Source organism: Synechococcus sp. A10-1-5-1 (assembly GCF_023115425.1).
Lineage (GTDB): Bacteria > Cyanobacteriota > Cyanobacteriia > PCC-6307 > Cyanobiaceae > Vulcanococcus.
On the sequence record NZ_CP096032.1, the window covers coordinates 2255955 to 2276762 of the forward strand.

Below are 20808 nucleotides of genomic sequence, written 5' to 3' on the forward strand. Positions count from 1 at the left end.
CGTCAGGCCACCGCGGCGAAGCACTCGCGGAAGGCCGCGATGGTGACGTCGATGTCCTCATCGGAGTGGGCGAGCGAGGTGAAGCCGGCCTCGAAGGCACTCGGGGCCAGGTAGATCCCGCGCTCGAGCATGGCGCGATGCACCCTGCCGAAGCGCTCAGCATCAGCGGCTTTGGCCTCTTCGAAGTTGCGCACGGGGCCCTCACAGAGGAAGAAGCCGAACATGGCGCTCACCGAGCCACCGGTGATGGGCAGGCCCGCGCCGCGGGCGCCGTCCATGATTCCGTTGATCAGTCGGCTGGTTACGGCTTCGAGACGCTCGTAGCTGCCGGGTTGCTTCAGCAGTTCCAGGGTTTTGATCCCGGCGGTCATGGCCAGGGGGTTTCCGCTGAGGGTGCCGGCCTGATACATCGGGCCAGCAGGAGCCACCATGCTCATGATGTCGGCGCGGCCGCCGTAGGCACCCACGGGCAGGCCACCGCCGATGACCTTGCCCATGGTGGTCAGGTCAGGGGTGACGCCGAACTTGGCCTGGGCACCGCCGTAGCTGATGCGGAAGCCGGTCATCACTTCGTCGAAGACCAGCAGGGCGCCGTTCTCTTTGGTGACCTCGCGGATGCCTTCGAGGAAGCCTGGCTCGGGGGTGATGAAACCGGCGTTGCCGACGATCGGCTCGAGGATCACACCGGCAATTTCGCCGGGGTTCTCAGCAAAGAGCTGCTTGACCGCTTCGAGGTCGTTGTAAGGAGCGGTGAGGGTGCTGGCGGCGGTGGTGCGCGGCACGCCAGGGGAATCGGGCAGACCCAAGGTGGCCACACCGGAGCCGGCCTTCACCAGGAACATGTCCGCGTGGCCGTGATAGCAGCCTTCGAACTTGATGATTTTTTCGCGGCCGGTGAAGGCGCGCATCAGGCGCAGCACCGACATGCAGGCTTCCGTGCCGCTGTTGACGAAGCGCACCATCTCCACTGAGGGGACGGCGTCGATCACCATCTCCGCCAGCTGGTTCTCCAGCGCACAGGGGGCGCCAAAGCTGGTGCCCTTCTCCAGTGCGTCGTGCAGAGCGGCGATCACCTCGGGGTGAGCGTGGCCGCAGATGGCAGGGCCCCAGCTGCCGATGTAGTCGATGTAGCGGTTGCCGTCGACGTCCCAGGCGTAGGCCCCTTTGACGCGGTCAAAGACGATCGGTTGACCGCCCACCGAGCGGAACGCGCGCACGGGTGAACTCACGCCGCCTGGCATCAGCTTCTGAGCGGCACTGAAGAGTTCCTGGGACAGGGTGGTGTTGTGCACAGGTGCCGAGACAGGAGCCGAGGTCAAAACGGAATCCGCAGACTGGATGGGGGCTCGAGACCCCAATTGGGCCTTAAGCGTCGCCCATCCTTACGCAATCACCGCCCCAGCGGTCGAGACCGTGCCAGCTCGTTAAGGTCGATGGGCATCCCCACAATCGCTGTGAATCCAGACTGGGGCTTGGTTGAGCGTCGATTGAGGGCCCTGTTGCCCGCGCGCTCGGTGGTGGCCAAGCGTCAGGAGTTGCTGGCCTACGACTGCGATGGTTTGACGCTGCACCGCCACCAACCGCCCTTGGTGGTTCTGCCGGAGACCACCGCTGAGGTGGCTGCGGTGGTCCGGCTCTGCAATGAGTTGCAGGTTCCTTTCATTGCTCGAGGTAGTGGGACAGGCCTCTCGGGTGGGGCTGTAGCGGAGCAGCCCGCCCTGGTGATCGCCACCAGCCGCATGCGCCGGGTCATTGCCATCGACCTGCCCAATGAGCGCATCACGGTGGAGCCCGGGGTGATCAACAGTTGGGTGACCCGTGCAGTGGCGGGTGACGGTTTCTATTACGCCCCCGATCCCTCCAGCCAGGTGGCCTGCAGCATCGGTGGGAACGTCGCCGAGAACTCCGGTGGTGTGCACTGCCTCAAGTACGGCGTCACGAGCAACCACGTGCTCTCCATGGAGGTGGTTCTGCCTGATGGCAGCGTCACGACCTTGGGCTCGGGGATGGCGGAGACCCCAGAGCTCGACCTTCGCGGCGTGTTTATCGGTAGCGAAGGAACCCTGGGCATTGCGACGGCGATCACCCTGCGCTTGCTGCGGCAACCCGCCTGCGTGGCCGTGCTGTTGGCGGATTTTGCCTCGATGGAGGCGGCAGGAGAGGCCGTGCGGCTGGTCACCGCCGCTGGGGTCCTACCGGCAGGCATGGAAATCATGGATCGACGCTGCATCCACGCGGTCAACGATTTCTTTGGGGTGGATGAGTACCCCCGCGATGCCGCTGCGGTGCTGTTGGTGGAACTGGATGGTCATCCCCTCGAGGTCAAAGAGTCCGTGCAGATGGCAGCTGATCTCTGCCGGGAGGCCGGGGCGGGCGGCGTTCGCGAGGCCTGGAGCCAGGAGGAGCGGGATCGGCTTTGGAAGGGCCGCAAGAGTGCGATCTCAGCCCTGGGCCGTCAATTCCCCAACTACTACCTCCAGGACGGAGTGGTGCCGCGCACGGCCCTGCCGCGGGTCTTGGCGGCCATCGAACGACTCAGTGAGGAGCACGGCTTGGCGGTGGCCAACGTCTTCCATGCCGGTGACGGCAACCTCCACCCCCTGATTCTTTACCGCTCGGATGAGCCGGGGGTGAACGAGCGGGTGACCGCCTTAGGGGCGGCCATCTTGAAGCTCTGCCTCGATGCCGGCGGCAGCATCAGCGGCGAACACGGGGTGGGCAGCGACAAGCGCTGCTACATGGACTGGATGTTCAGCCCGGACGATCTCGAGACGATGCAACTGGTGCGCCGCGCCTTTGACCCCGATGGATTGGCGAATCCTGGGAAGATCTTCCCCACCCCGAAGACCTGCGGCGAGTCGGCTCGCCGCTGGGTCGAGCTGAAGGAGGAAGGCCGCAAGCTCCCCGATGGGGTCGAGCTCTATTAGGGCCAGCTCTCGTCGTCGTCCTCCTCTTCCGGCGGCCAGGCCAGGTTGACGACGACGGGGGCATGGTCACTGGGTTGGACGTTGCCGCGCGGCTGTTTGTCGATGACGCAGCCGGTGGCGCAACCCAGCAGTTCCTCAGACAAATAGATGTGGTCGATCCGCCAGCCCAGGTCCCGGTCCCAGGCACCGCTGCGGTAGTCCCACCAGCTCCAATGGCCGCTGCTCGGCTCGAACACCCGAAAGACGTCCGTTAGTCGATCACCGAGGGCAGTGCGCAGGGCCGTCCGCTCCGGATTGCTGGCCATGATCGTTCCGCTCAGGCGCTCGGGGTCCGGCAGGTCCCGATCTTCCAGGCCGATGTTGAAGTCCCCCACCATGCAGAGGGGATCACCCTGCTCCTCCTGCACCGCCAGATAGCGCTGCAGGCAAGCAAGCCACTCCAGCTTGTAGGGGTATTTCTCGCTCTTCAGGGAGCTGCCATTGGGGACGTAGAGGTTCAGGACCCGCACCCCATCGAGTAAGCCGCTGATGACCCTTTTTTGCTCACTGAGCTGGGGTGCTTGAGGGTCCTCCGGCAAGAGGGCCTCGAAGCCCACTTGGACATCCTCAAGCGGTTCCCGGCTGATCAAGGCCACGCCGTTGTAGGCCTTCTGTCCGCTGATGGCGCAGTGGTAGCCGATCTCCTGGAAGGCCTGCAGCGGAAAGAGGTCATCGCTGACCTTGGTTTCCTGCAGGCAGAGCACATCCGGTTCGTTGGCCTGAAGCCAAGCCAGCACCTGATCCAGGCGGGTCCGCACCGAATTGACGTTCCAGCTGGCGATGCGCATCGGAGGGATGTGGCTTGGGGCTGCTCCTAGCATTCCCGCCAAGCCGTTCGACGGATCAGCCATGCCTCGGGGACTCGCCAGCTGCCTCACCTCGGCCTTAATCACTGCAGCCGCAGTGCTGTCCCCAGTGGCTCAAGCCCAGTCCAGCAACTCCAACCTCGCTCCCGAGCCGAGCGTCTTTGACCAGGGACCAGGTGGGACCAGTCGCCAAGGCGGGTCGCTGCTCGACAGCACAAACCCGATCGATTTGATGAACAAGCTGCGGCGCAGCACGGCGATGGATGACGCCACCGATCCCGGAGATGCCATTGATGCGGCTCTCCGCCAGCTCGATGCCCAGTCGGTGACCCCTAACTCTGGGGCTTCTTCTCCGTTGGTGACGGCTCCTTAGTCGTCGTCGCTGCCTTCTTGCTGTCTCGGAGACTTTCAAGTCCCCAGCTCGCCGCCACCCGATCCAGGCGGGGATCCTTTTTTTCGGGTTGCCTGGCTTGGGCTTGAGCCAGTGCCTGTCCAGCCCCTTGGAGGTCTCCTTGGTCTTGCTTCAGCAAGGCCATGGCCAGAAGTGGCCTGGGATCACGCGGGAAGTCCTTGGCGAGCTGTCCATAGAGGGCCAGGGCGTCTGCAGTTTTCCCTTGGCGCTGGCGGAGATCGCCCAACAGCAGTCCCAGCCCCAGCTTTTGCGGTTGGGGAGTGGGTTTGCTGCTGGCCTCCAGCAGGGTCTTGAGTTGGGCTTCAGCCTCGGCTCCGCGCCCTTGTTCCAGTTGAAGAAGGGTGAGCAATTGCAGGGCTTCAATCCGATCAGGCTTGAGGTTCAGGATCTGGCGTAACTCCCGCTCGGCCCCAGGGCGGTCGTTGCTGTTGCGGCGGAGCTCGGCCAAGAGCAGACGCAGCTGCCAGTTTTGAGGCTGCTGATCGGCGAGGTGCTCCAACACCAGGCTGGCCTCTTGGGCCTGGCCTTGCTGGATCAGCAGGTCCACCAGTCGCTGTTGATCGGCGGCGCTCGCTGATCCCTCCCCGAGGCGGGCTTGAAGCAGGGCAATTTGCCTCTCGCTGCTGCCCTCTGGACTGCCTTGGGTTTTCAAGGCTTGGTGCTGACCCAGAAGCCAGCCGCCGGTGATCGAAACGGTCACCAACCCCGATGCCACCAGGGCGATCAGCACGCCATCGCGCTGGTTGGGGCGGCCTCGTGCCGGCATCGAGGAACCTGCAAGTCGGGCTCAGTCTGGGGCCTTTTTGCAAGCTCGGTACATTGGCCTACGGGCGATGGATTTCACGAGCGCCCAGAGGGTTTCAGCCACGATGCGTCAACACCCCATTTCCCCGGTCACAGAGCCGATGCAGTACCGCGCCATCGGCGTGGTTCGGGGGACCTACATGCCCGCTGATGCAGATCAGCTCACCCGTGGAGTGATTCAGACCGAGGACGGCTCCGAGATTGATGCGGTGGTCTTGGGTCGCGTGCTGACGCTGATGCGTCGTCATTTGGACTTGAGCAAGCCCCACCTGTGGGTGGCCTATCCCCGTTTCCGCGATCCCGATCAGCTGCATCTGCAGTTGGTGGGTGTCTGGGAGCCCAGCACCCTCTCCCCTGAGGAGAGCGCAGAGGAGGAGGCCGATGATCTGCCCGAAGGCGATGGTTACTTCTCCGTGCGCGGTGAGCTGATCTACACCCGTCCAGAAGACGGCGACTTGGTCGTCAAGATCCGCCAGCAGCCAAGGCCCGACGGTCGCCGCCCGACACCCTTCAAGCTGCAGTTGAAGGGCCAAATGGATCCGGCCCATCTGCGCCATTTCGTCTCTTTGGATCTGCGCCGTGAGGGGCAAACCCTGCAGCTTGAGAACCACGAAGTGATCGCTCCGGTGCCCCAACGGGCTGGCCGTGGTCGCGGCGGTGCCCGTGGTGGCCGCCGCTAGGGACCAGGAGCGGCCATGACCCCGCCGCCGCTGCATCTGGCTAGCTCCGATCAAGGTTCAACGGCCGCACTCAGGGCCGGTGTCGCCGTTGCTGGCGTCAGCGTGATCTCCGTCGCGGGCCCAGTGCTGGGCCTCTCGCCCTGGCTGATTGCTGGAGCCGCGGGCGGGGCACTCACGGCGCTCACCGTCGATGCGGCCCGTTTTGGTGGCCTGGGGGGGCATCTCCTTGCGGAGTCCCTCCCCTTCGGCTTGGGCCGCTCCAGGCTGCGGCGCATTGCTGTGCATGAGGCGGGTCACCTGCTGCTGGCGGCAGAGAACCAGCTGCCGGTGAAGCAGGTCTTGGTGGGCAGCCGCGCCTGTTTGCGCCATGGTTTGCGGGTGAATGGCAGCACCGAATTGGAGCCCCCCGCCCAGGTGAAGATGCCGTTGGAGGACTTGCGGCGTTGGAGCCGAGTCCTGCTGGCTGGGATGGTGGCGGAGGTGGTGGAGTACGGAGGCTCCCGTGGTGGCGCTGATGACCGGGCGCTGTTGGGTCGCCTCTGGGGCCTCTCTGGCCACGATGTGATGACGGCCCAAAACGAGCAGCGTCGCGCCCGCCGCGAGGTGCAGCAGTGGCTCGAGCAGCACCGCGAGCAGCTGCAGGCCAGCGCGGAGCAACTTCTCCAGGAGGCCTAATGGGATCCCTGGCGGTGGTCGATTGCCCGACGGGATTGGCCGGGAACATGCTGCTGGCGTCCCTGTTCGACTGCGGGCTGCCAGAAGACGTGGTCCATCAACCCCTGGTGGCTCTGGGGTTGGGCGGGCTCTATCGCTTGACGCTTGAGGAGCGCCGCAGCGTTGGCATGCGTGGTTTGCATCTGGAGGTGGAGCTGCTCGAGCAGCAGCCCCCCCATCGCCACTGGGCCAGCCTGCGGGAGCAAGTGCAAACGGCCGAGTTGGCCCCAGCACTGCGGCAGGCGGTGCTGAAGGTGTTTGGTGTGTTGGCGGAGGCTGAAGGTGCCGTCCATGGCTATCCGCCGGAGCAAGTGCATTTCCACGAGGTGGGAGCCCTGGATGCCCTGGTGGATGTGGTCGGTGTCTGTGCTGGGTTGCAGTACTTCGGTGTTCAGCGCTTGATCTGCAGTCCGCCTCCGGCGGGCCACGGCCAGGTGAACAGTGCCCATGGTCTGTTGCCGGTCCCAGTGCCCGCCGTTTTGGAGCTGGCTACGCGCCATGGGGTTCCCCTGGCCAGTAGCGCGGGGTTTCCCCCGGCGGAATTGACGACCCCAACTGGCTTGGCCTTGATGGTGGCCTGGGCGGACAGCTTTGCGCCTGCGCCTGCCTTGCGCCCCACCCGGCTGGGGATCGGTCTGGGTTCTCGGGAGTTGGATCGCCCTAATCAGTTGCGCTTTCTCCTCGCCGAGTCGGCTGACTCCGTTGGCGTTCAGCCCGAGTTGCAGATGGTGGTGCAGCAGCAGGCCCAGATCGACGATGCAACCGCAGAGGATTTGGCCTTCCTTCAGGACGCCCTGCGGGAGGCCGGAGCGTTCGAGGTCTTCGCCCAGTCGGTTGCGATGAAGAAGGGGCGCTTGGGCAGCTTGATTACGGCCCTGGCCTGGCCGGAGCAGGCCGAGGCCCTGCGAGCGATCTGGTGGCGCTATGGAAGCAGCCTGGGGGTACGGGAGCAGCTTCAGCAGCGCTGGGCCCTGCCCCGGCAGATCGAACAGCGGCAGACGCCCTGGGGACTGGTGCGCTTTAAGAGCTCCATGCGCCCCGATGGAAGTGTGCTGTGCAAGCCAGAGTTGGAGGACTTGATTCCCTTGGCTCAGCAGCGGCGGCTGCCCCTTGATCAGCTGCGCTCCAACCTGCTCCAGTGGCTGGAGGAGCAACGGTGATCCGGCGGCTGAGAACTCTCTCCCTCCCCGGGGGCGTACGGCTTTGGGTGAGCGCGGCAAGCGTTGCCTTTCTGGCCTCTGCGGTGGTCTCCCATGGCCGTCAGTTGCTGCAGCTGAGCCTCGATCGTCAGTCTTGGCTTTGGCTGGCCTTGGGCTTGGGCATCAGCGCCTTGAGCCTGGTGGTCAATGGCTTGGCCTGGGGAGTGGTGCTGCGTTGGTTGGGGGCTGCTCCGCGTTGGACTCCGGTGGTGCTGCTGTTTCTGGAGTCCAACCTGCGCAAGTATCTGCCTGGCGGGGTCTGGCATCTGCTGGAGCGGCTTCGGGCTCTGCGCTCTGGCGGCCCTTGCCGGCAACCCCTGAGCGGGCGTCAAGCCCTCGGGGCGGTCCTGCTTGATCCGCTGCTGATGGCCGTGGCGGCGTTGTCCTTGGTGGCCTTGGGGGGTGGTCTGGCCCTGTTGGCCTTGCTGCCGCTGTTGGCTTTGATGCCCCGTTGGCTCAATCCCCTGCTGGAGCGTCTGGAGCGCCGCCGCGCCAAGGCGCTTGAAGTGGATCCTTCTGGCCTCACCCCAGGAAGCCTCCGCCTGCCGGGCTATCCCTGGTGGCCCCTGGCGGCTGAGCTGGTCTTTGTTCTCTGCCGCTTTGGCGGTTTCGCCTGCTGCGTTCAAGCCTTCGACTTGGCCTTCCAGCTGGACTGGACGGGTTGGTTGGCGGGCTTTGCCCTGGCTTGGACCGCAGGTCTGGTGGTTCCCGCTGCCCCCGGAGGATTGGGGGTGTTTGAAGCGGTGTTGGTGCTTCGCTTGGCGGCTTCTGTTCCTGAGGCGCCGCTGTTGGCCGTGGCCCTGAGCTATCGCCTGGTCGTCTCGTTGGCGGATTTGTTGGTGGCCGCCGCCGCCCGCAGGGACCTGGCAGCACTTCGCAACAGTGGGTATTGTTGAGAAGTGCCCTGAGAGAGCGTCGTGCCCGCTGGTCCTGTCTCCCAGGTGCAGGCCGATGCATTGCGCAGCTCTCTGCATGATCGCGGGCAGCGTCTGACGCCCCAGCGCCAACGGGTCTTGACTTTGTTTGAGCGCCTTGGTGAGGGCAGTCACCTCAGCGCTGAGGAGGTCCATCAGCGCCTGCTCAAGGCGGATGAACGGGTCTCACTGGCCACGGTCTATCGCACCTTGCGGCTGCTGAGCTCCATGGAGCTGTTGTGCGAATTGGAGCTGCCGGAAGGGGGTCGGCGCTTTGAACTGGCCAGCGATGAGGCCCACCGGGACCATCACCACCTGGTCTGCGCTCGCTGCGGCCACACCGAAGAATTCGAGAGCGAAGCGGTGCTGCAGGCTGGTGGAGAGGCCGCGGCTTTACACGGCTTTCAATTGCTGAATTGTGTGTTGAACGTGCGCGCTCTCTGCCCTAGCTGCGCTCAGCAGGAAGCCGAGGGATGACTAGCGCCGGTTGACGCGAACCGGGACGAGCGATGGCTGCATTAAGCCACCGCCCCCGTTGTCATCGTCGGAATCGGTGGCGAGCCAAAAGATCAGACCGACGAGCCCCAGAACGGTCGTGAGTGCAGCGAACTCGGCCATCCAGGGGGATGCGGTTCGACACACCATAACGGTGTTTTTCGCTTCTGCTGTCGCGGTTGCTGCAGCTCAGAGGGGAGCGATCGCCAGCAGGCCGCCAGCCAGCGCCAGCAGGCCTGCCCCAAGGCTGGCCAGGCTGCGTTCCAACCGCTGGCTCAGCCAGGCGCTGCTACCGACCACAGCCACCGAGCTCAGCAGAGCACCAGCCCACCAGAGGGAGGTGCCGCTGGACTCCAGGCCGTGGAGCATCGCGTGGAGACCAAGGCCGCCAGCAACGGTGAGCGCCAGCACCTGGCGGCCGCAGCTGCCACGCAGCACCAGGACCAAAACGGCGGCCACGGCGGAGACCGCCAGGGCTGCCAGCACTTCGGCTCCAGGCAGTTGGCCGCCGAAGCTGCCGAAGACCGAACCGATCAGGGCCCCAGCCAGGGCATAGATCAGCAGTTGGCGGCCTGCCTGGGCGGCGCAGAGGCCCACGGCCACCAGCATCAGCAGGTGGTCCAAGCCCAGCAGGGGATGCAGGGCGCCGCCCAACACTCGATGGTCGGCGGTTCCATGGGCTCCGGCTGGCAGCACCGACAGCAGGCTCAGGCCCAGTCCGGCGGCGGTGCTGGTCAGCAGCGATCGGGTCAGTTTCGAGGTCATGGCAGATCCGGTCCGCGCCGGTGCTGAGGTTGAAGGAGGAGGCGCGGCGAGCGTTCTGACTGGAGAGCGCGAGGCTCCCATCACAGCTGCGGGACAGTGCCGGATTCGCGCCGGACTTTCCTCGTTGCCTTCCTGGGCTGAGTCCAGGAAACCGCTGATCGGATTATCGCTTCAGGAGAAACCCTTGCCGGCATCTTTCGCGACGCAGGCCTGAAGTTGCTTGCGGATCTTGGCGTGGTCGAGGTTTTTGCCGATCACCACCAGTTGGTTTTTGCGGTCGCTGGGCTTGCTCCACTCGCTGTCATCGATGGAGAAGCGCTTGCCGGCCAGGTGAAAGACGTGTCGCTTGCTGCTCTCGTTGAACCAGAGGATTCCCTTGGCGCGGAACACCCCGGCGGGGAGCTGGTTATCGAGGAAGTTTTGGAATTTACGCAGCGAGAAGGGACCTTCGCTGCCAAAGGAAAGGGATGTGAATCCCTCGATGGCGAGGTGATCCGCGTGGGAGTGCTCGTGGGAATGGTCGTGGGAATGGTCGTGGCTGTGATCGTGCTCGCAGTGACCGTGGTCGTGATCGCAGTTGCTGTGGTCATGGGCATGGTCATGGTCGTGCTCATGCACGCAGTGGCCGTGGTCGTGGTCGCAGTCGTCGTGGTTTTGCTCCGCAGTGACCTTGTCGCTTTCGAACAGGCCCACGCTGAGCAGCAGCGGCAGGTTGACCTCGCCTTTCACCGAGCGCAGGATCCGGGCATCGGTTTTGATCTCCCTTAACTGGGCTTCCACCTCGTTGAGCCGCGCTTCGCTGACGAGGTCGCATTTGTTGAGCAGCAGGATGTCGCCGTAGACGACCTGGGCGCGGGCGACCTCCCCCTCGAGGATCTCGTCGCTGAAGTTTTCGGCATCGATCAACGTGATGATCGAGTCGAGCCGAGTCTGATCCCGTAGATCGCTGCCAAGGAAGGTCATGGCTACGGGCAGGGGATCCGCAAGCCCCGTGGTTTCCACCACCAGGTAGTCCACGGGATCTGGACGATCGAGGATGCGATAGACGGCCTCGAGCAGCTCACCATTGATGGAGCAGCAGATGCAGCCGTTGCTCAGTTCGACCATGTCCTCGCCGGTGGCGATGATCAGGTCGTTGTCGATGCCAATCTCCCCGAACTCATTGACCAGCACCGCCGTTTTGACGCCCTGCTGGTTGCTGAGAATGTGGTTGAGCAGCGTGGTTTTTCCCGCTCCAAGGAAGCCCGTGAGGATGGTTACGGGGAGCCCGCTGGGGGCCTGATCCATCAGGCTGCTGCTCATGGTGAAGGCTGCTTGCTGCGGCTTCGATCGGTCCCCTCAGTCTGGGACGTGGCCTGCAGCTTTAGAAGCCGCTCAAGCCGCAGGTCTCCCGATAGGTCTGCGCGATCGCTTGGTTCTCGGCTGAGCTGGTGAGGTCCTTGTAGGACTGGGCCGCGGCTTTGGCTCCAGTCCCATCCCCATCGGAGAAGGCATCGAGCATGGCGTTGATCACACCCAGTTCCTGTTGCTCGAGTACGAGATAGCGCGCTTGGGCGCTTTTGCAGGGGCCGTCCTGGAGGCTGGCCTGAATGCTTTGTAGGGCGTCGGTGTAACGCGTTGCGGTGGCTCGGATCTGCTGGATCAGGGCCTCATGGTCGTGGTCGTCTTCGGGATCAAAGCGTTCCGGAGCTAACGCAATGCCCTTCAACAGGTGGCCTTCGAGGGCTGTGATGGCGCCTTCGTTGTAGGCGAGGAGTTCTTTCTGTTGGAGGCTCATCGCCGTGGAGTCAGCGCTGGGTGATTGGCAGGCCGTCAGGGCCAAGAGGCCTGCGGCGATGAATCCGGCATGGGCTCCAGAACGTCTGAGGGATTGCATCAGCAGCGGAATGACAGGCCTTGTCCACAGCCTGATGACGGCGCAACGGCATGGCAACGAGAGGTCAAATCGCCGAGATTGAGAACTGTTATCATTCTTGAAAACGTGTATTGGTCTTGGTGCGCTGCTCTGCGCTTGTTGCCGGAATGGGTCTTGCCGCCGGTGTGACTGCTCTGGCCGTTCGACCCGTCGCTGCTGCTCAGCAGATCCCTTCTGTGGTGGCGGCCAACGGAATTCTTTGCGACCTCGTTCGCGTCGTGGCTGGATCCACGGTCTCTGTCGCTTGCTTGGTCCCGGATGGAGCGGATCCCCACGACTACCGCTTGAGTGCCAGGGATCGCTCGAAGATTCAGTCGGCTTCGGTTGTGTTCCTCAATGGATACCGATTAAGCCCTGCGCTGGAGCGCATTGGGCAGCTGAAGCGGACGGTCAAGGTTGCTGAAGTCGCCGTGCCGTCCAGCCCATCTCGGGATCCACATGTTTGGCATAACCCTCTTCAGGCGGTAGCGATGGCGAAGGTGGTTGCCGTCCAGCTCAGGGGCAGCGTGTCTGGAGCGGCCCGTGCCTCGGTTGATGGCCGGCTCACGCGAGTTGCCTCTGTGCTGCAGCAATTGGATCGCTGGACTGCAGCTCAGTTCGCCACCGTTCCCAAGGCCCACCGAGTTGTTCTAACGGAGCATGATGCGCTCTCTTCTCTGGCCAGGCGCTACCAGGTTCGTTATGTGCCTTTGATGGAATCATTCGCATCCGGTGGGCCGCTTCGTCCCAGCAGTCTTCGCGAGATCTCTAAGGCTGTGAAGGCATCAGGAACGAAGTATCTGTTTTCAGAATCAAGTGCAACGTCGAAAACGCTGCGTCGCATTAGTAAGACCTCGGGTGTCCCTGTCTATCAGAAGCATCTTGTCGTGGATGGAGTTGCAAAGCGGAAGACCTATGTCGGTACGTTTGTTTCCAATGTCTGTGCCCTGGTGAGTGCGCAAGGGGGGCGTTGCGACCGTGCATCTGGTGATCAAATTGCATCTCGCTGGAGCGCAATTTAGTCGTCTTGCTGAATCTTTTGTCCTTTCGTTGAAACTTTTGCCATGGGCATGATGCATCCCTGCTCGTTCATCTCTCTTCTTAAGCGCCTTCCCTGGACGGCGAGCTGCATCCTGACCCTTTCGGCGCCCGCTGTTGCCCATGGCGGTCCTGGTGGTCAGGATCTAAAGCCTGGTGAGTTCAAGGCTTCTCCAATCATCACCATCGAAGGACATGGTGGGCTTGAGAACAATGTGCAGGGACCACCGAGGCACTACGCCATCGATGGGCTCTACGGAACGGTTCTCGAGTGGGGGCTTGAGAACAAAGGCAGTTTTGCGATTGAAGCCGCCATTGGTCCTGCTTTCGTGTGGGGTGAGGCTGAACACTTCTATGGCCAAGTTCATGCCCATGGTTCCCATGAGGATGAAGGCCATGATGATGATCATGGTGAGGATGAGGCGGAATCATTTTCGTCGGCTAGCCCCTGGCGCCGGACTGATATCAAGGGTTATCTCTCCGCCCGGTATCAACCAACTGGGAATCTTTCGTTTCAGGCAACCTGGAAGCCCTATTACATCACCCGAACTCAGACGCAGGATGGTCTCGAAGATGAGTTGGGTTTAAGGAATGAGGTCCAGGTTGGTGCTCTCTATGCCTTTGGTGATGGTGATGTCAATTTCGCTTTGGGCGATGGCCTTGAAAGCGTTGTCGACGGCGTATTTGTTTCTGCCTACAACAACACGGGCTGGGACAGTAATGGTACGTACCTCGGTAATTACACCGACGCTTGGGCAGGCTTTGGGTTTAACTATGACCAGCTCAATGTGACCCTCTCGGGAGGCCCCCGCTTCTACACCCCTGGTCGCTACGCCAACCTTCCCCAGCGCACGGACTGGGGTGGTGAGATTGAGTTTGAATACCCCATCACGGACAATGTTGTTGCTTTCGCTCACTGGGAGGCGGTCTATAGCTCCGAGGGCGGCGAAGGTTGGGGAATTGGATTCCAGCATCACATCGGTACTGGAGTGACCCTTCGCTTTTAGGGGATTGCGCAGAGATCCGACTAGCTTGAGTTAGAGACGCTTGACCGGCTTGCTTCGCGTTCAAAATCTCTGCGTCCATCGCGGTCCGCAGCTTGTCCTGGAGGATGTCTCGTTCAACATCAAGCCTGGGTCATTGACGGCCTTGGTTGGGCCGAATGGGGCTGGTAAAAGCACTCTTTTGCATGCCCTTGAGGGGCAGTTGCCGGCATCGTCTGGCGTCATGGAGTTGGCTGGCTGTCCACTGACGCCCGCCTTGGCTCGACGTCAGATCGCCCTCATGCCGCAACGGGGAGTCATTGATTGGACCTTTCCGATCACGGTCCATGAATTGGTGGCCCTTGGCCGCTTGTTGGGTCGTCGTCCGGGCTGTTGCGATGTGGATGCGGTTTTGCAGCGGGTTGGCCTTGCAGGATTAGGGACCCGTCGATTGGATGAGCTGTCAGGCGGACAGCAGCAGCGGGCGCTTCTCGCCCGAACGCTGTTGCAGCCCGCCCAGCTCTTGCTTCTGGATGAACCCTGCGCGGCAATTGACCCCCCATCACGTACAAATTTGCTGCAGGTGATGCGTCAGCTGTGTGATTCAGGGTTGACGCTGCTTGTGAGTAGTCATGACTGGGGCAGTGATTTGGATTGCTACGACCAAGTTCTCGTTTTGGATCGAGCGCTTCTTGCCCAGGGTGCCCCCGAGACTGTCAGGAGCTCATTGGGTGATTTGAGAGTGGGGCATCAGTGCTGCGGTTAGTCCCGTTGGCGGGACTTGCACTGTTCGCACAGCCCAAAAAACTCGAGGGTATGAAACAGCAATTCGAAGCCATGTCTGTCAGCTGTGCCGAGGTCGACATGATGAACGGGGCAGCTGTTGAGGACAGCCGTTTCACCGCAGTCCACACAGGTGATGTGATGTTCGTCCCGTCCCAGCGGCGCAAAGAGGGCTTCCCCGCTGGGCAGATGCCTGCAGCGAATCTGTCCGCGTTGCTGCAGTTGGCGCAGGTGTCTGTAAACCGTGGCCAGTCCCATCGGACTGTTGCTGGCCCGCAGACGGGCGTGCAGGTCCTGTCCCGACAGCTCTTGATCGGCATCCTCCAGGTGCTGAATGATCAGCTGCTGCCGCTCGTTAGTCCCGGCAGCCTGGGAGGGCATGCGCTTCCACTTCGGAGGTGTTCCTGATCCTATGGCTGACTCTTGGTGGCTCTTTCCCTTCACCATCGCTCTTGTGGTGGGCATGCTCTGCCCTCTGGCAGGAACAGCACTCTTGGTGCAACGACGGCTGTTTCAGGTCAACCTGATTTCCCATGCTGTGCTGCCCGGACTGGCCATTGCCCTTTTCTGGGGAATTGAACCCGGCATCGGCGGCCTGATCAGTGGGGTGTTATTTGCACTGGTGGCGGAGCGCATGACCAGTGCTTTGCCCCAGGAAGATCGCTACAGGGAAGCAGTCCTCAACTCCGTGTTGGCCGGATCGCTTGGTCTCGGTGTTCTCCTGATTCCTTTACTGGGGATCCGCGTCGATCTTGAGGCTGTCTTGTTCGGGGATCTTCTGGCCGCTGGCCCCCGTGAGCTCATCCAAAGCCTCATGGCCTTGGCTTTGATTGTGATTCTGTTGGCGGGGCGTTATCGCCAGTACGTCTATCTCGGCGTCGATCCTGTTGGAGCCCAAGCCGCAGGGCTCCAGGTCACAGCCCTGCGCTTTTTGCTGACGTTGGTTGCGGCCGCAGCGGTGGTGAGTGCCGTTAGCGCAGTGGGCATCGTCTTGGTTGTCAGCTTGATGGCAGCTCCTGCATTACTGGCTCTGCCCAAGGCCAGGAGTTTGCGGCAAGCCCTGCTTCGATCGGCCCTTTGGGGATTGGTTTTGTCTGGCGGAGGGTTTGTACTGGCGGTGCAGGAATCGATCAATCTCCCGCCGGGGCCTGTGATTGGTGTCGTATGCATGGCAACCCTGCCATTTCAGTTATTGCGCAGGTAACCAGAATGCTTGCTTGATGGGCTTATCGATAATGTTTAGCTCTAAGTCTGACGCTTGAAGTTCTGCTGCACGTCCCCACTTCTGCTTTGGATCTCTCAGGGTTAGAAGGAGGACATCCCGTGTTGAATCCAATTCAAAATGGCTCCGAGTTTCAAGCTCCCAGCCTTTGAGTTCTCGCTGGTTTTGGATGACCCCAGAACGGCTCATTGCAATCACCCTTGGGGTCTGTGTGTTCTTGACTGGATCCCAATGGGTCAATAACAGCCAGATCCTTTCCCCGCTGCGTTCGCAGGCTGTTCCCATCACGGCATCCAGGCCAATCCAAAGCTGCTTGGGTGCTTGTCCAGGCTCTAGGAGCTCGATGGATTGACGGTAGTCCGGCCATCGACGCACCAGCAGAGCTCGCCCTCCTGTTGGACAAAAACTGCTGAGGTCCCGACTCCCTGGGAGGAACTGCCGACGTTGAGGTCGTCCAGGAAGGTTGCTCAAAACCAGCCCATCGGCTTCTGGTGCAATCAGTGCGCCTCCTCCTGGAAGAAGCTGAGCTGTCCCTGATGCTTCAAGGTCGAGGCGTCTTCGCTGCCCATTGGCTTCCACCAACGTTGTGAAAGAGCGTGCAAAGCCAGGAGCACCCCACTGCACTAACAGATCCCCTGTGCTGTTGGTGCTGAAGTGGGTGAAGGTCAGTTGAGCGTCGAGAAGTTGCTTGAGTCCTTTGACTACAAGTTTTGGAGTCTTTGATCGATAGACGGCTTGTTGTTCTAATTCGAGGAGCCAGGTCTGTTCAGTTCGCTCGCCACTGGTGCTGAAGGCAATTCCTGAACCATTGCCGAGGGGGGTGACCGAGGAGATGGGCGCGTTCGCTCGGCTCAAGGTCCTCCAGCGTCCATCGCGCTGAAGAATGTCCAGGCGATCCCCCTCTGGTCCGGGTGCGACCACAAGCAGCCTGGGCCTTGGATCCCACCAGAAGCGTTCTGGGGAAATGGCAATCCCACGTTGATCCTCTCCCCGAAGGACGACTTGTAGGGGACCTGCAATGGTTTGGCCGGGCTCAAGAAGCAGACGCAAGAGGTTGCCCGCCCCAAGCCATTGGCGCCTCATCCTGGGGCTGAGTTCGCTTGCCGACGCAACGCTGTTGCGTTGCATGGGACGGCTGAACTCAACATTGAGAGCTGCAGGTCCAGAGCTCAGGGTGCTCGAGTCCAGCTGGCGCACATGGGGAGGACGCTTCAGCAGGAGCTGCTGCTGAACGGCGGCTAGAGCAAGACCAGCTCCGAGTAACCAGCTCAGCTGCTTCATGGCTCTAAGGGTTGCTCAGGCCTTGGAATGGATCGGATTTGCTCAGGGATCACAACGCTTTGGCTGGATCCATTGCTGGTGAACTCCATGCCCATCTGCCCGCGGATGAGGAGCCATTCGTCGCGTTTTGGTCTGTAGGTCTCAGGCCAACGAATCGGAATGCCGATCGGGGTCGCATCGGCTAAGCAGCAGCGAACAGTGAGGCGACCGAGTTGTGGCATTCCTCTGGTTGGTTCGTAAACAAAGCCGCTGATGTTGACGGGATCGCCGACATACAGCTGGGGATCCGGTTGGCTGCGCAGAAGCCTGACCCAATCCGTCAGCGTTCGCTGGGATGGGGGTAGGACAAATTCCAGTTCTGCAGGTGAGGCCAAGGCTTCACTGCGGTTTGCCGCCAGATCGCTAAAGGAGGGGTTGGGTGGGGCGATCAAAACAGCGATGGCCATGGCGCTGCTGAATATCCACGCCTGGTTGGTCTTGTGCGACTCCAGCGCCTGACCCGGCCTGAGGAGTTGCTGAATGGCCAGAGCGAGCAGGGCGAAACCGCAGAGTCCCACGAGTGGGTGGAACACTCCTCGCAACAACAGATCTAAACGTCCGCTCAGGGTGCTCAGCACCAGCACGGCCCCCCAGAGGGCCAAGGTGATTGGGCGGATCAGAGCAGCCACAGGTTGACCCATTGCCCAATTAACAACACAACAACACTGGCTCCGATCGCCGTGACGGCGATCGCCTTGGGTCGCATGATCACTCCAAATAGTCCCAGTAATTTCAGGTCGACAACTGGACCTAAAACCAGAAAAGCCAAGAGCGCACCGGGTGTGATTTGCGCAGCAAATCCCAGGGCTAAAAAGGCGTCAACGCTGGAGCAGACCGAAATCACAACGGCCATCAGCATCAAGCTGAGAATGGAGAGCGTTGGCGATCCCCCCACCGCCAGCAGCCAGCTGCGAGGCAGCAGGGTTTGCACGGTGGCGGCGATCAGGCTGCCGATGATCAGCAAGACAGCCAGGTTGAGAAACTCCCGCGTGCTGTGCTCGAGCACCGTGGTCAGGCTCGGACGATTCGGTCTTGCTTGAGGGGGTTGAGTGGGTGTGCCGAGCACACCACTTTTTCTCTCGAGCAGGCTGGCCTCCGCTAAGGGTTGGCTGAGCCGGCGCTCGGCGAGCAGGCTGGATTCAAGAAGTTGTCCCTCGGGCAGTTTCTGGAGCAATCCAGAGAGGACCACCGCGACCAGCAGCGCTCCCAAGGGGCGCGCTGCGATCAACCAGGGCTGATCGGGGAATGCCGCCCAGGTGCTGGCCAACACAATCGGGTTGAGAACAGGGGCTGCAAACAAAAACCCCAGTGCCGACCCCATGGAGGCCCCCCCGGCCAGCAGTCGCCGGGCCACCGGGACATTGCCGCATTCGCAAGCAGGTAAGGCAAAGCCCAGGGCGGCTCCGCTGAGTGGAGCCAAGACGGCCTGCTTGGGCAGGCGCTGCAGCCAGCGTCCGCCTGGTGCGACCCAGCGCGCCAGGCCTGCGATGAGCACCCCGATCAAGAGAAAGGGCAGGGCTTCAATCAAGAGGCCCTGGAAGATCGCCCAAATCGTCGCGATTCGAGCCAAGGGCGAGAGCAGCGGCTGGAGTCCTTAGTTTTGCCCAGCCAAGGCCGCTGGGGAACCTCCAATTCCAGTCAACTCGGCGCTGGGCGTGCTGGGTTGTTGGGCGATGTCGCTGTAGAAGCTCGTGTCCAGGTTGCTCAGCAGTGCCGGTCGGTTGGTCTCGAAGTGCAGGTGGGGGCCTGTGGTCCAGATACCGGTGTTGCCGCAAAGCCCGATCAGGTCACCCCGTTTGTAGGTCCCTGGCGCCTGGGTGCTGTGCAGGTGGCTGTAGCTGGTTTCGAGGCCGTTGTTGCCCACCAGCACCACAGTGTTGCCATGGGTGTGGCTGCGGACCACCGTGGCCACACCGTCATGGGCCGCGCGCACCGGAGTGCCAACGGCGCAGGCGATGTCCAGGGCTGGATGTTCCGCGTGGGCGTCTTGGGTCACAACCCCTGGCATGGGATTGAGCAACTGCAGTGCTGGAACCAGGAGTGCAACGGGCAAGAAAAAGCTTTCGCGAAATCGAAAGCGGATCTTAAATTACGACCCCTGAGACTTGAATGTCGCCTATGCGACAGGATCGCGTTTCAATGCGGGTGTTCGTTGCAGGGCATCCAGCCAGAGCCCATGGGGTGGGCGCCGGAGCAGCCGAAGTCCTGGGCCTTCTTCAGGGCCTGCTGCTGGCTGGGGTAGATGGTCAGTTCCTTGGACGCGGGCTGATGTGCATGCTCTGGGCTTGGGCTCAGGGTCCAAAGGCCCATGGTGTTCAGCCCCGCGACGGCCACCCCCATGCCGACGAGGCAGGCATTGAGCACGCCCATGCCCACGACTCCCAGGCTCACAACGCCCATGGGAACAACACCAATGCTCACCACTCCCATGGGCACGATGCCGATGGACACGATTCCCAGAGGCGCAATGCCAATGGCCACGCGTTTTGGTGGCTCCGAGCAGCTTGCAGGGCTGAACGCGCGGGTCTTGGTCGGACGTTCAGGACTGCTGACCATGGGGCGCTCGAGCGGTGGCGCCATCCTGCTGGGTTTTGATCAGTCCTCCCGGGTTTCGTCGTTAAACCATGTGGGGACGTCCGCATAGCAGGCGGCGTTCTTTTCGTTCTCACGCGCTTCGACTTTCCAGCAGCAGCTGCGGCCGCCATCGCGGGCCTTCAACAGCGTGTTGGCCCAGTCCCAGACCAGGGCGGCACTGGCTTCCATGCCGACGTTGTCCATCACCCGCAGATCCAGGGCCCCCTGCTCGTGGAGGCCCTGCCATTGCTCCAAGAGCGGGTCGTCGGCGTTGACCAAAAAGGTGTGGTCAAACTGCTGCCTGAGGCGTTGCTCCAGTTCGCTCAGGCTGGAGAAATCCACCACAAAGCCGTTCTCGTCCAGATCCTTGGCCTGGAACCAAAAGCAGAAACTGCGGCTGTAACCGTGCACAAAACGGCAATGACCGCTGTGCCTCCACTGCCGGTGGCAACAGGGGTAGCCGCTAAAGGTTTTGCTGCAGGTGTAGGCGGCGGTCATCGCCAGTGGGTGCTGGATGTGGGTCTTGAGGGAGGATCGGGTGAGATGGATCGGCAGCCCTTGCAGGCATCATTTCAGGCCCCAGATCCGGCCTTCATCAGCTCCCTTCGTTTTAACGAGGCAGGCTTGATCCCGGCGGTGGCGCAGGACTGGCTCGATGGGGCGGTGTTGATGGTCGCCTGGATGAACCAAGAGGCGATTGAGCGCACCCTGGTCAGCGGTGAGGTGCATTACTGGAGCCGCTCCAGGCAGGAGCTCTGGCACAAGGGGGCGACCAGCGGCCACACCCAGGCCTTGCGGGGACTCCGCTACGACTGCGACGCCGATGTGTTGCTGCTCACGATCGAGCAGAAGGGCGATGTGGCTTGCCACACCGGGGCCCGTAGTTGCTTTTACGACGACGGCCCGAGCCCGACGGGCGGTGGCACCAGCGCCGCTCCCCCGCCCGCCGATGCCTGCACGGAGTTGATGCGGGTGATCGAAGGCCGCCGCGATCAGCCCGAGCCCGGCAGCTACACCAACAAGCTGCTCGAGGGCGGTGACAACCGGATCCTCAAAAAGATCGGCGAGGAGAGCGCCGAATTCGTGATGGCCTGCAAGGACAACAGTCCTGAGGAGATGGCGGGCGAGGCGGCCGACATCGTCTTCCACCTCCAGGTCGCATTGGCCCACCACGGCGTCAGCTGGCGCCGGGTGCAGGAGGTGCTGGCGGCGCGCCGCGGAGCACCCCGCCGCGAGTAG

At 62.3% G+C, this 20808-nt stretch carries 26 protein-coding genes and 1 riboswitch; of the genes, 12 read left to right on the plus strand and 14 right to left on the minus strand.

Going from position 1 to position 20808, the window contains the following annotated elements; translation table 11 throughout:
- Window positions 1-2: 2 nt before the first annotated feature.
- Entirely contained in the window at window positions 3-1241 is a 1239-nt protein-coding gene (gene hemL / locus MY494_RS12190; RefSeq protein ID WP_247912057.1) for a glutamate-1-semialdehyde 2,1-aminomutase, read from the minus strand.
- Between the two features lie 192 nt (window positions 1242-1433).
- On the opposite strand from hemL, the gene MY494_RS12195 reads away from it, so the two are divergent.
- The gene (locus tag MY494_RS12195) at window positions 1434-2927 is read left to right on the plus strand and encodes an FAD-linked oxidase C-terminal domain-containing protein (protein ID WP_247910512.1); all 1494 of its coding nucleotides are present in this window, start codon (window positions 1434-1436) and stop codon (window positions 2925-2927) included.
- On the opposite strand, the gene xth is transcribed toward MY494_RS12195, so the two are convergent.
- The gene (gene xth / locus MY494_RS12200; protein WP_247912058.1) at window positions 2924-3754 is read right to left on the minus strand and encodes an exodeoxyribonuclease III; all 831 of its coding nucleotides are present in this window, start codon (window positions 3752-3754) and stop codon (window positions 2924-2926) included. The genes MY494_RS12195 and xth overlap by 4 nt on opposite strands.
- Window positions 3755-3815: 61 nt before the next feature.
- On the opposite strand from xth, the gene MY494_RS12205 reads away from it, so the two are divergent.
- Window positions 3816-4145, plus strand: coding sequence for a hypothetical protein (locus tag MY494_RS12205; protein WP_247910513.1), 330 nt, complete (start codon window positions 3816-3818; stop codon window positions 4143-4145).
- Here MY494_RS12205 and MY494_RS12210 read toward each other — a convergent pair.
- Entirely contained in the window at window positions 4105-4950 is an 846-nt protein-coding gene (locus MY494_RS12210) for a tetratricopeptide repeat protein (protein ID WP_247910514.1), read from the minus strand. The two genes, MY494_RS12205 and MY494_RS12210, sit on opposite strands and share 41 nt — an antisense overlap.
- A 103-nt stretch (window positions 4951-5053) precedes the next feature.
- Between MY494_RS12210 and MY494_RS12215 the strand changes: the two genes are divergently transcribed.
- The 5 genes from MY494_RS12215 to MY494_RS12235 are packed head-to-tail and all read left to right on the plus strand — an operon-like array spanning window position 5054 to window position 8972.
- On the plus strand, window positions 5054-5668 hold the full coding sequence (locus MY494_RS12215) for a hypothetical protein (protein ID WP_247910515.1): 615 nt from the start codon (window positions 5054-5056) through the stop codon (window positions 5666-5668).
- 15 nt (window positions 5669-5683) lie between these two features.
- Complete coding sequence (locus tag MY494_RS12220; protein ID WP_247910516.1) at window positions 5684-6343, plus strand: hypothetical protein; 660 nt, start codon at window positions 5684-5686, stop codon at window positions 6341-6343.
- A complete protein-coding gene (gene larC / locus MY494_RS12225) occupies window positions 6343-7542 on the plus strand; it encodes a nickel pincer cofactor biosynthesis protein LarC (RefSeq protein ID WP_247910517.1) in 1200 nt (399 codons plus the stop codon). The genes MY494_RS12220 and larC overlap by 1 nt, the downstream gene beginning before the upstream one ends.
- On the plus strand, window positions 7539-8477 hold the full coding sequence (locus tag MY494_RS12230) for a lysylphosphatidylglycerol synthase domain-containing protein (protein WP_371820608.1): 939 nt from the start codon (window positions 7539-7541) through the stop codon (window positions 8475-8477). Before larC ends, MY494_RS12230 begins: the two co-directional genes overlap by 4 nt.
- Window positions 8478-8498: 21 nt before the next feature.
- The gene (locus MY494_RS12235; protein WP_247910519.1) at window positions 8499-8972 is read left to right on the plus strand and encodes a Fur family transcriptional regulator; all 474 of its coding nucleotides are present in this window, start codon (window positions 8499-8501) and stop codon (window positions 8970-8972) included.
- On the opposite strand, the gene MY494_RS12240 is transcribed toward MY494_RS12235, so the two are convergent.
- From MY494_RS12240 to MY494_RS12255, 4 genes are all read right to left on the minus strand, one after another.
- Window positions 8973-9113, minus strand: coding sequence for a hypothetical protein (locus MY494_RS12240; RefSeq protein ID WP_247910520.1), 141 nt, complete (start codon window positions 9111-9113; stop codon window positions 8973-8975). It lies immediately after the preceding gene.
- A 66-nt stretch (window positions 9114-9179) separates the two neighbouring features.
- Window positions 9180-9755 (minus strand): HupE/UreJ family protein, encoded by a 576-nt coding sequence (locus tag MY494_RS12245; protein WP_247910521.1) that lies wholly within the window; start codon window positions 9753-9755, stop codon window positions 9180-9182.
- 27 nt (window positions 9756-9782) lie between these two features.
- A riboswitch (cobalamin riboswitch) is annotated at window positions 9783-9926 on the minus strand.
- Complete coding sequence (locus MY494_RS12250) at window positions 9927-11057, minus strand: GTP-binding protein (RefSeq protein WP_247910522.1); 1131 nt, start codon at window positions 11055-11057, stop codon at window positions 9927-9929. It lies immediately after the preceding riboswitch.
- Between the two features lie 61 nt (window positions 11058-11118).
- Entirely contained in the window at window positions 11119-11631 is a 513-nt protein-coding gene (locus MY494_RS12255; protein ID WP_247910523.1) for a hypothetical protein, read from the minus strand.
- A gap of 146 nt (window positions 11632-11777) precedes the next feature.
- On the opposite strand from MY494_RS12255, the gene MY494_RS12260 reads away from it, so the two are divergent.
- From MY494_RS12260 to MY494_RS12270, 3 genes are read left to right on the plus strand one after another with little or no spacing between them, the layout of a single operon-like run.
- On the plus strand, window positions 11778-12671 hold the full coding sequence (locus MY494_RS12260; RefSeq protein WP_247910524.1) for a metal ABC transporter substrate-binding protein: 894 nt from the start codon (window positions 11778-11780) through the stop codon (window positions 12669-12671).
- A gap of 51 nt (window positions 12672-12722) precedes the next feature.
- Window positions 12723-13694 carry a hypothetical protein gene (locus tag MY494_RS12265; RefSeq protein WP_247912060.1) on the plus strand — a complete coding sequence of 324 codons (972 nt, stop codon included), beginning with the start codon at window positions 12723-12725 and terminating at the stop codon, window positions 13692-13694.
- A 49-nt stretch (window positions 13695-13743) separates the two neighbouring features.
- Window positions 13744-14436: a metal ABC transporter ATP-binding protein gene (locus MY494_RS12270; RefSeq protein WP_247910525.1), complete on the plus strand. Its 693-nt coding sequence runs from the start codon at window positions 13744-13746 to the stop codon at window positions 14434-14436.
- Here MY494_RS12270 and MY494_RS12275 read toward each other — a convergent pair.
- A complete protein-coding gene (locus MY494_RS12275; protein WP_247910526.1) occupies window positions 14433-14834 on the minus strand; it encodes a transcriptional repressor in 402 nt (133 codons plus the stop codon). The genes MY494_RS12270 and MY494_RS12275 overlap by 4 nt on opposite strands.
- A gap of 31 nt (window positions 14835-14865) precedes the next feature.
- Here MY494_RS12275 and MY494_RS12280 point away from each other — a divergent pair, with 31 nt between their 5' ends.
- Window positions 14866-15657, plus strand: coding sequence for a metal ABC transporter permease (locus MY494_RS12280; RefSeq protein ID WP_247910527.1), 792 nt, complete (start codon window positions 14866-14868; stop codon window positions 15655-15657).
- Here MY494_RS12280 and MY494_RS12285 read toward each other — a convergent pair.
- From MY494_RS12285 to MY494_RS12310, 6 genes are all read right to left on the minus strand, one after another.
- Window positions 15643-16530, minus strand: coding sequence for a hypothetical protein (locus MY494_RS12285; RefSeq protein ID WP_247910528.1), 888 nt, complete (start codon window positions 16528-16530; stop codon window positions 15643-15645). The two genes, MY494_RS12280 and MY494_RS12285, sit on opposite strands and share 15 nt — an antisense overlap.
- Window positions 16531-16952: 422 nt before the next feature.
- Window positions 16953-17636, minus strand: a complete 684-nt coding sequence (locus MY494_RS12290; protein WP_247910529.1) for a TIGR03943 family protein — start codon at window positions 17634-17636, stop codon at window positions 16953-16955.
- A complete protein-coding gene (locus tag MY494_RS12295) occupies window positions 17612-18565 on the minus strand; it encodes a permease (RefSeq protein ID WP_247910530.1) in 954 nt (317 codons plus the stop codon). Before MY494_RS12295 ends, MY494_RS12290 begins: the two co-directional genes overlap by 25 nt.
- A 24-nt stretch (window positions 18566-18589) precedes the next feature.
- Window positions 18590-19048: a M23 family metallopeptidase gene (locus tag MY494_RS12300; protein ID WP_247910531.1), complete on the minus strand. Its 459-nt coding sequence runs from the start codon at window positions 19046-19048 to the stop codon at window positions 18590-18592.
- Between the two features lie 83 nt (window positions 19049-19131).
- Window positions 19132-19551, minus strand: a complete 420-nt coding sequence (locus tag MY494_RS12305; RefSeq protein WP_247910532.1) for a hypothetical protein — start codon at window positions 19549-19551, stop codon at window positions 19132-19134.
- 39 nt (window positions 19552-19590) lie between these two features.
- A complete protein-coding gene (locus MY494_RS12310) occupies window positions 19591-20067 on the minus strand; it encodes a 6-carboxytetrahydropterin synthase (RefSeq protein ID WP_247910533.1) in 477 nt (158 codons plus the stop codon).
- 45 nt (window positions 20068-20112) lie between these two features.
- Between MY494_RS12310 and hisIE the strand changes: the two genes are divergently transcribed.
- Window positions 20113-20808 carry a bifunctional phosphoribosyl-AMP cyclohydrolase/phosphoribosyl-ATP diphosphatase HisIE gene (hisIE, locus tag MY494_RS12315; RefSeq protein WP_247910534.1) on the plus strand — a complete coding sequence of 232 codons (696 nt, stop codon included), beginning with the start codon at window positions 20113-20115 and terminating at the stop codon, window positions 20806-20808.

What these genes read in the sequence shown, in the direction of transcription:
- larC (WP_247910517.1), top strand. Translation starts at nt 6,343, where the DNA reads ATGGGATCCCTGGCGGTGGTCGATTGCCCGACGGGATTGGCCGGGAAC.
- MY494_RS12275 (WP_247910526.1), bottom strand. Translation starts at nt 14,834, where the DNA reads ATGCCCTCCCAGGCTGCCGGGACTAACGAGCGGCAGCAGCTGATCATT.
- MY494_RS12260 (WP_247910524.1), top strand. Translation starts at nt 11,778, where the DNA reads ATGGGTCTTGCCGCCGGTGTGACTGCTCTGGCCGTTCGACCCGTCGCT.
- MY494_RS12265 (WP_247912060.1), top strand. Translation starts at nt 12,723, where the DNA reads ATGCATCCCTGCTCGTTCATCTCTCTTCTTAAGCGCCTTCCCTGGACG.
- MY494_RS12255 (WP_247910523.1), bottom strand. Translation starts at nt 11,631, where the DNA reads ATGCAATCCCTCAGACGTTCTGGAGCCCATGCCGGATTCATCGCCGCA.
- hemL (WP_247912057.1), bottom strand. Translation starts at nt 1,241, where the DNA reads ATGCCAGGCGGCGTGAGTTCACCCGTGCGCGCGTTCCGCTCGGTGGGC.
- MY494_RS12245 (WP_247910521.1), bottom strand. Translation starts at nt 9,755, where the DNA reads ATGACCTCGAAACTGACCCGATCGCTGCTGACCAGCACCGCCGCCGGA.
- MY494_RS12240 (WP_247910520.1), bottom strand. Translation starts at nt 9,113, where the DNA reads ATGGCCGAGTTCGCTGCACTCACGACCGTTCTGGGGCTCGTCGGTCTG.
- MY494_RS12210 (WP_247910514.1), bottom strand. Translation starts at nt 4,950, where the DNA reads ATGCCGGCACGAGGCCGCCCCAACCAGCGCGATGGCGTGCTGATCGCC.
- MY494_RS12305 (WP_247910532.1), bottom strand. Translation starts at nt 19,551, where the DNA reads ATGGTCAGCAGTCCTGAACGTCCGACCAAGACCCGCGCGTTCAGCCCT.
- MY494_RS12220 (WP_247910516.1), top strand. Translation starts at nt 5,684, where the DNA reads ATGACCCCGCCGCCGCTGCATCTGGCTAGCTCCGATCAAGGTTCAACG.
- MY494_RS12290 (WP_247910529.1), bottom strand. Translation starts at nt 17,636, where the DNA reads ATGGGTCAACCTGTGGCTGCTCTGATCCGCCCAATCACCTTGGCCCTC.
- xth (WP_247912058.1), bottom strand. Translation starts at nt 3,754, where the DNA reads ATGCGCATCGCCAGCTGGAACGTCAATTCGGTGCGGACCCGCCTGGAT.
- hisIE (WP_247910534.1), top strand. Translation starts at nt 20,113, where the DNA reads ATGGATCGGCAGCCCTTGCAGGCATCATTTCAGGCCCCAGATCCGGCC.
- MY494_RS12310 (WP_247910533.1), bottom strand. Translation starts at nt 20,067, where the DNA reads ATGACCGCCGCCTACACCTGCAGCAAAACCTTTAGCGGCTACCCCTGT.
- MY494_RS12205 (WP_247910513.1), top strand. Translation starts at nt 3,816, where the DNA reads ATGCCTCGGGGACTCGCCAGCTGCCTCACCTCGGCCTTAATCACTGCA.
- MY494_RS12280 (WP_247910527.1), top strand. Translation starts at nt 14,866, where the DNA reads ATGGCTGACTCTTGGTGGCTCTTTCCCTTCACCATCGCTCTTGTGGTG.
- MY494_RS12250 (WP_247910522.1), bottom strand. Translation starts at nt 11,057, where the DNA reads ATGAGCAGCAGCCTGATGGATCAGGCCCCCAGCGGGCTCCCCGTAACC.
- MY494_RS12215 (WP_247910515.1), top strand. Translation starts at nt 5,054, where the DNA reads ATGCGTCAACACCCCATTTCCCCGGTCACAGAGCCGATGCAGTACCGC.
- MY494_RS12195 (WP_247910512.1), top strand. Translation starts at nt 1,434, where the DNA reads ATGGGCATCCCCACAATCGCTGTGAATCCAGACTGGGGCTTGGTTGAG.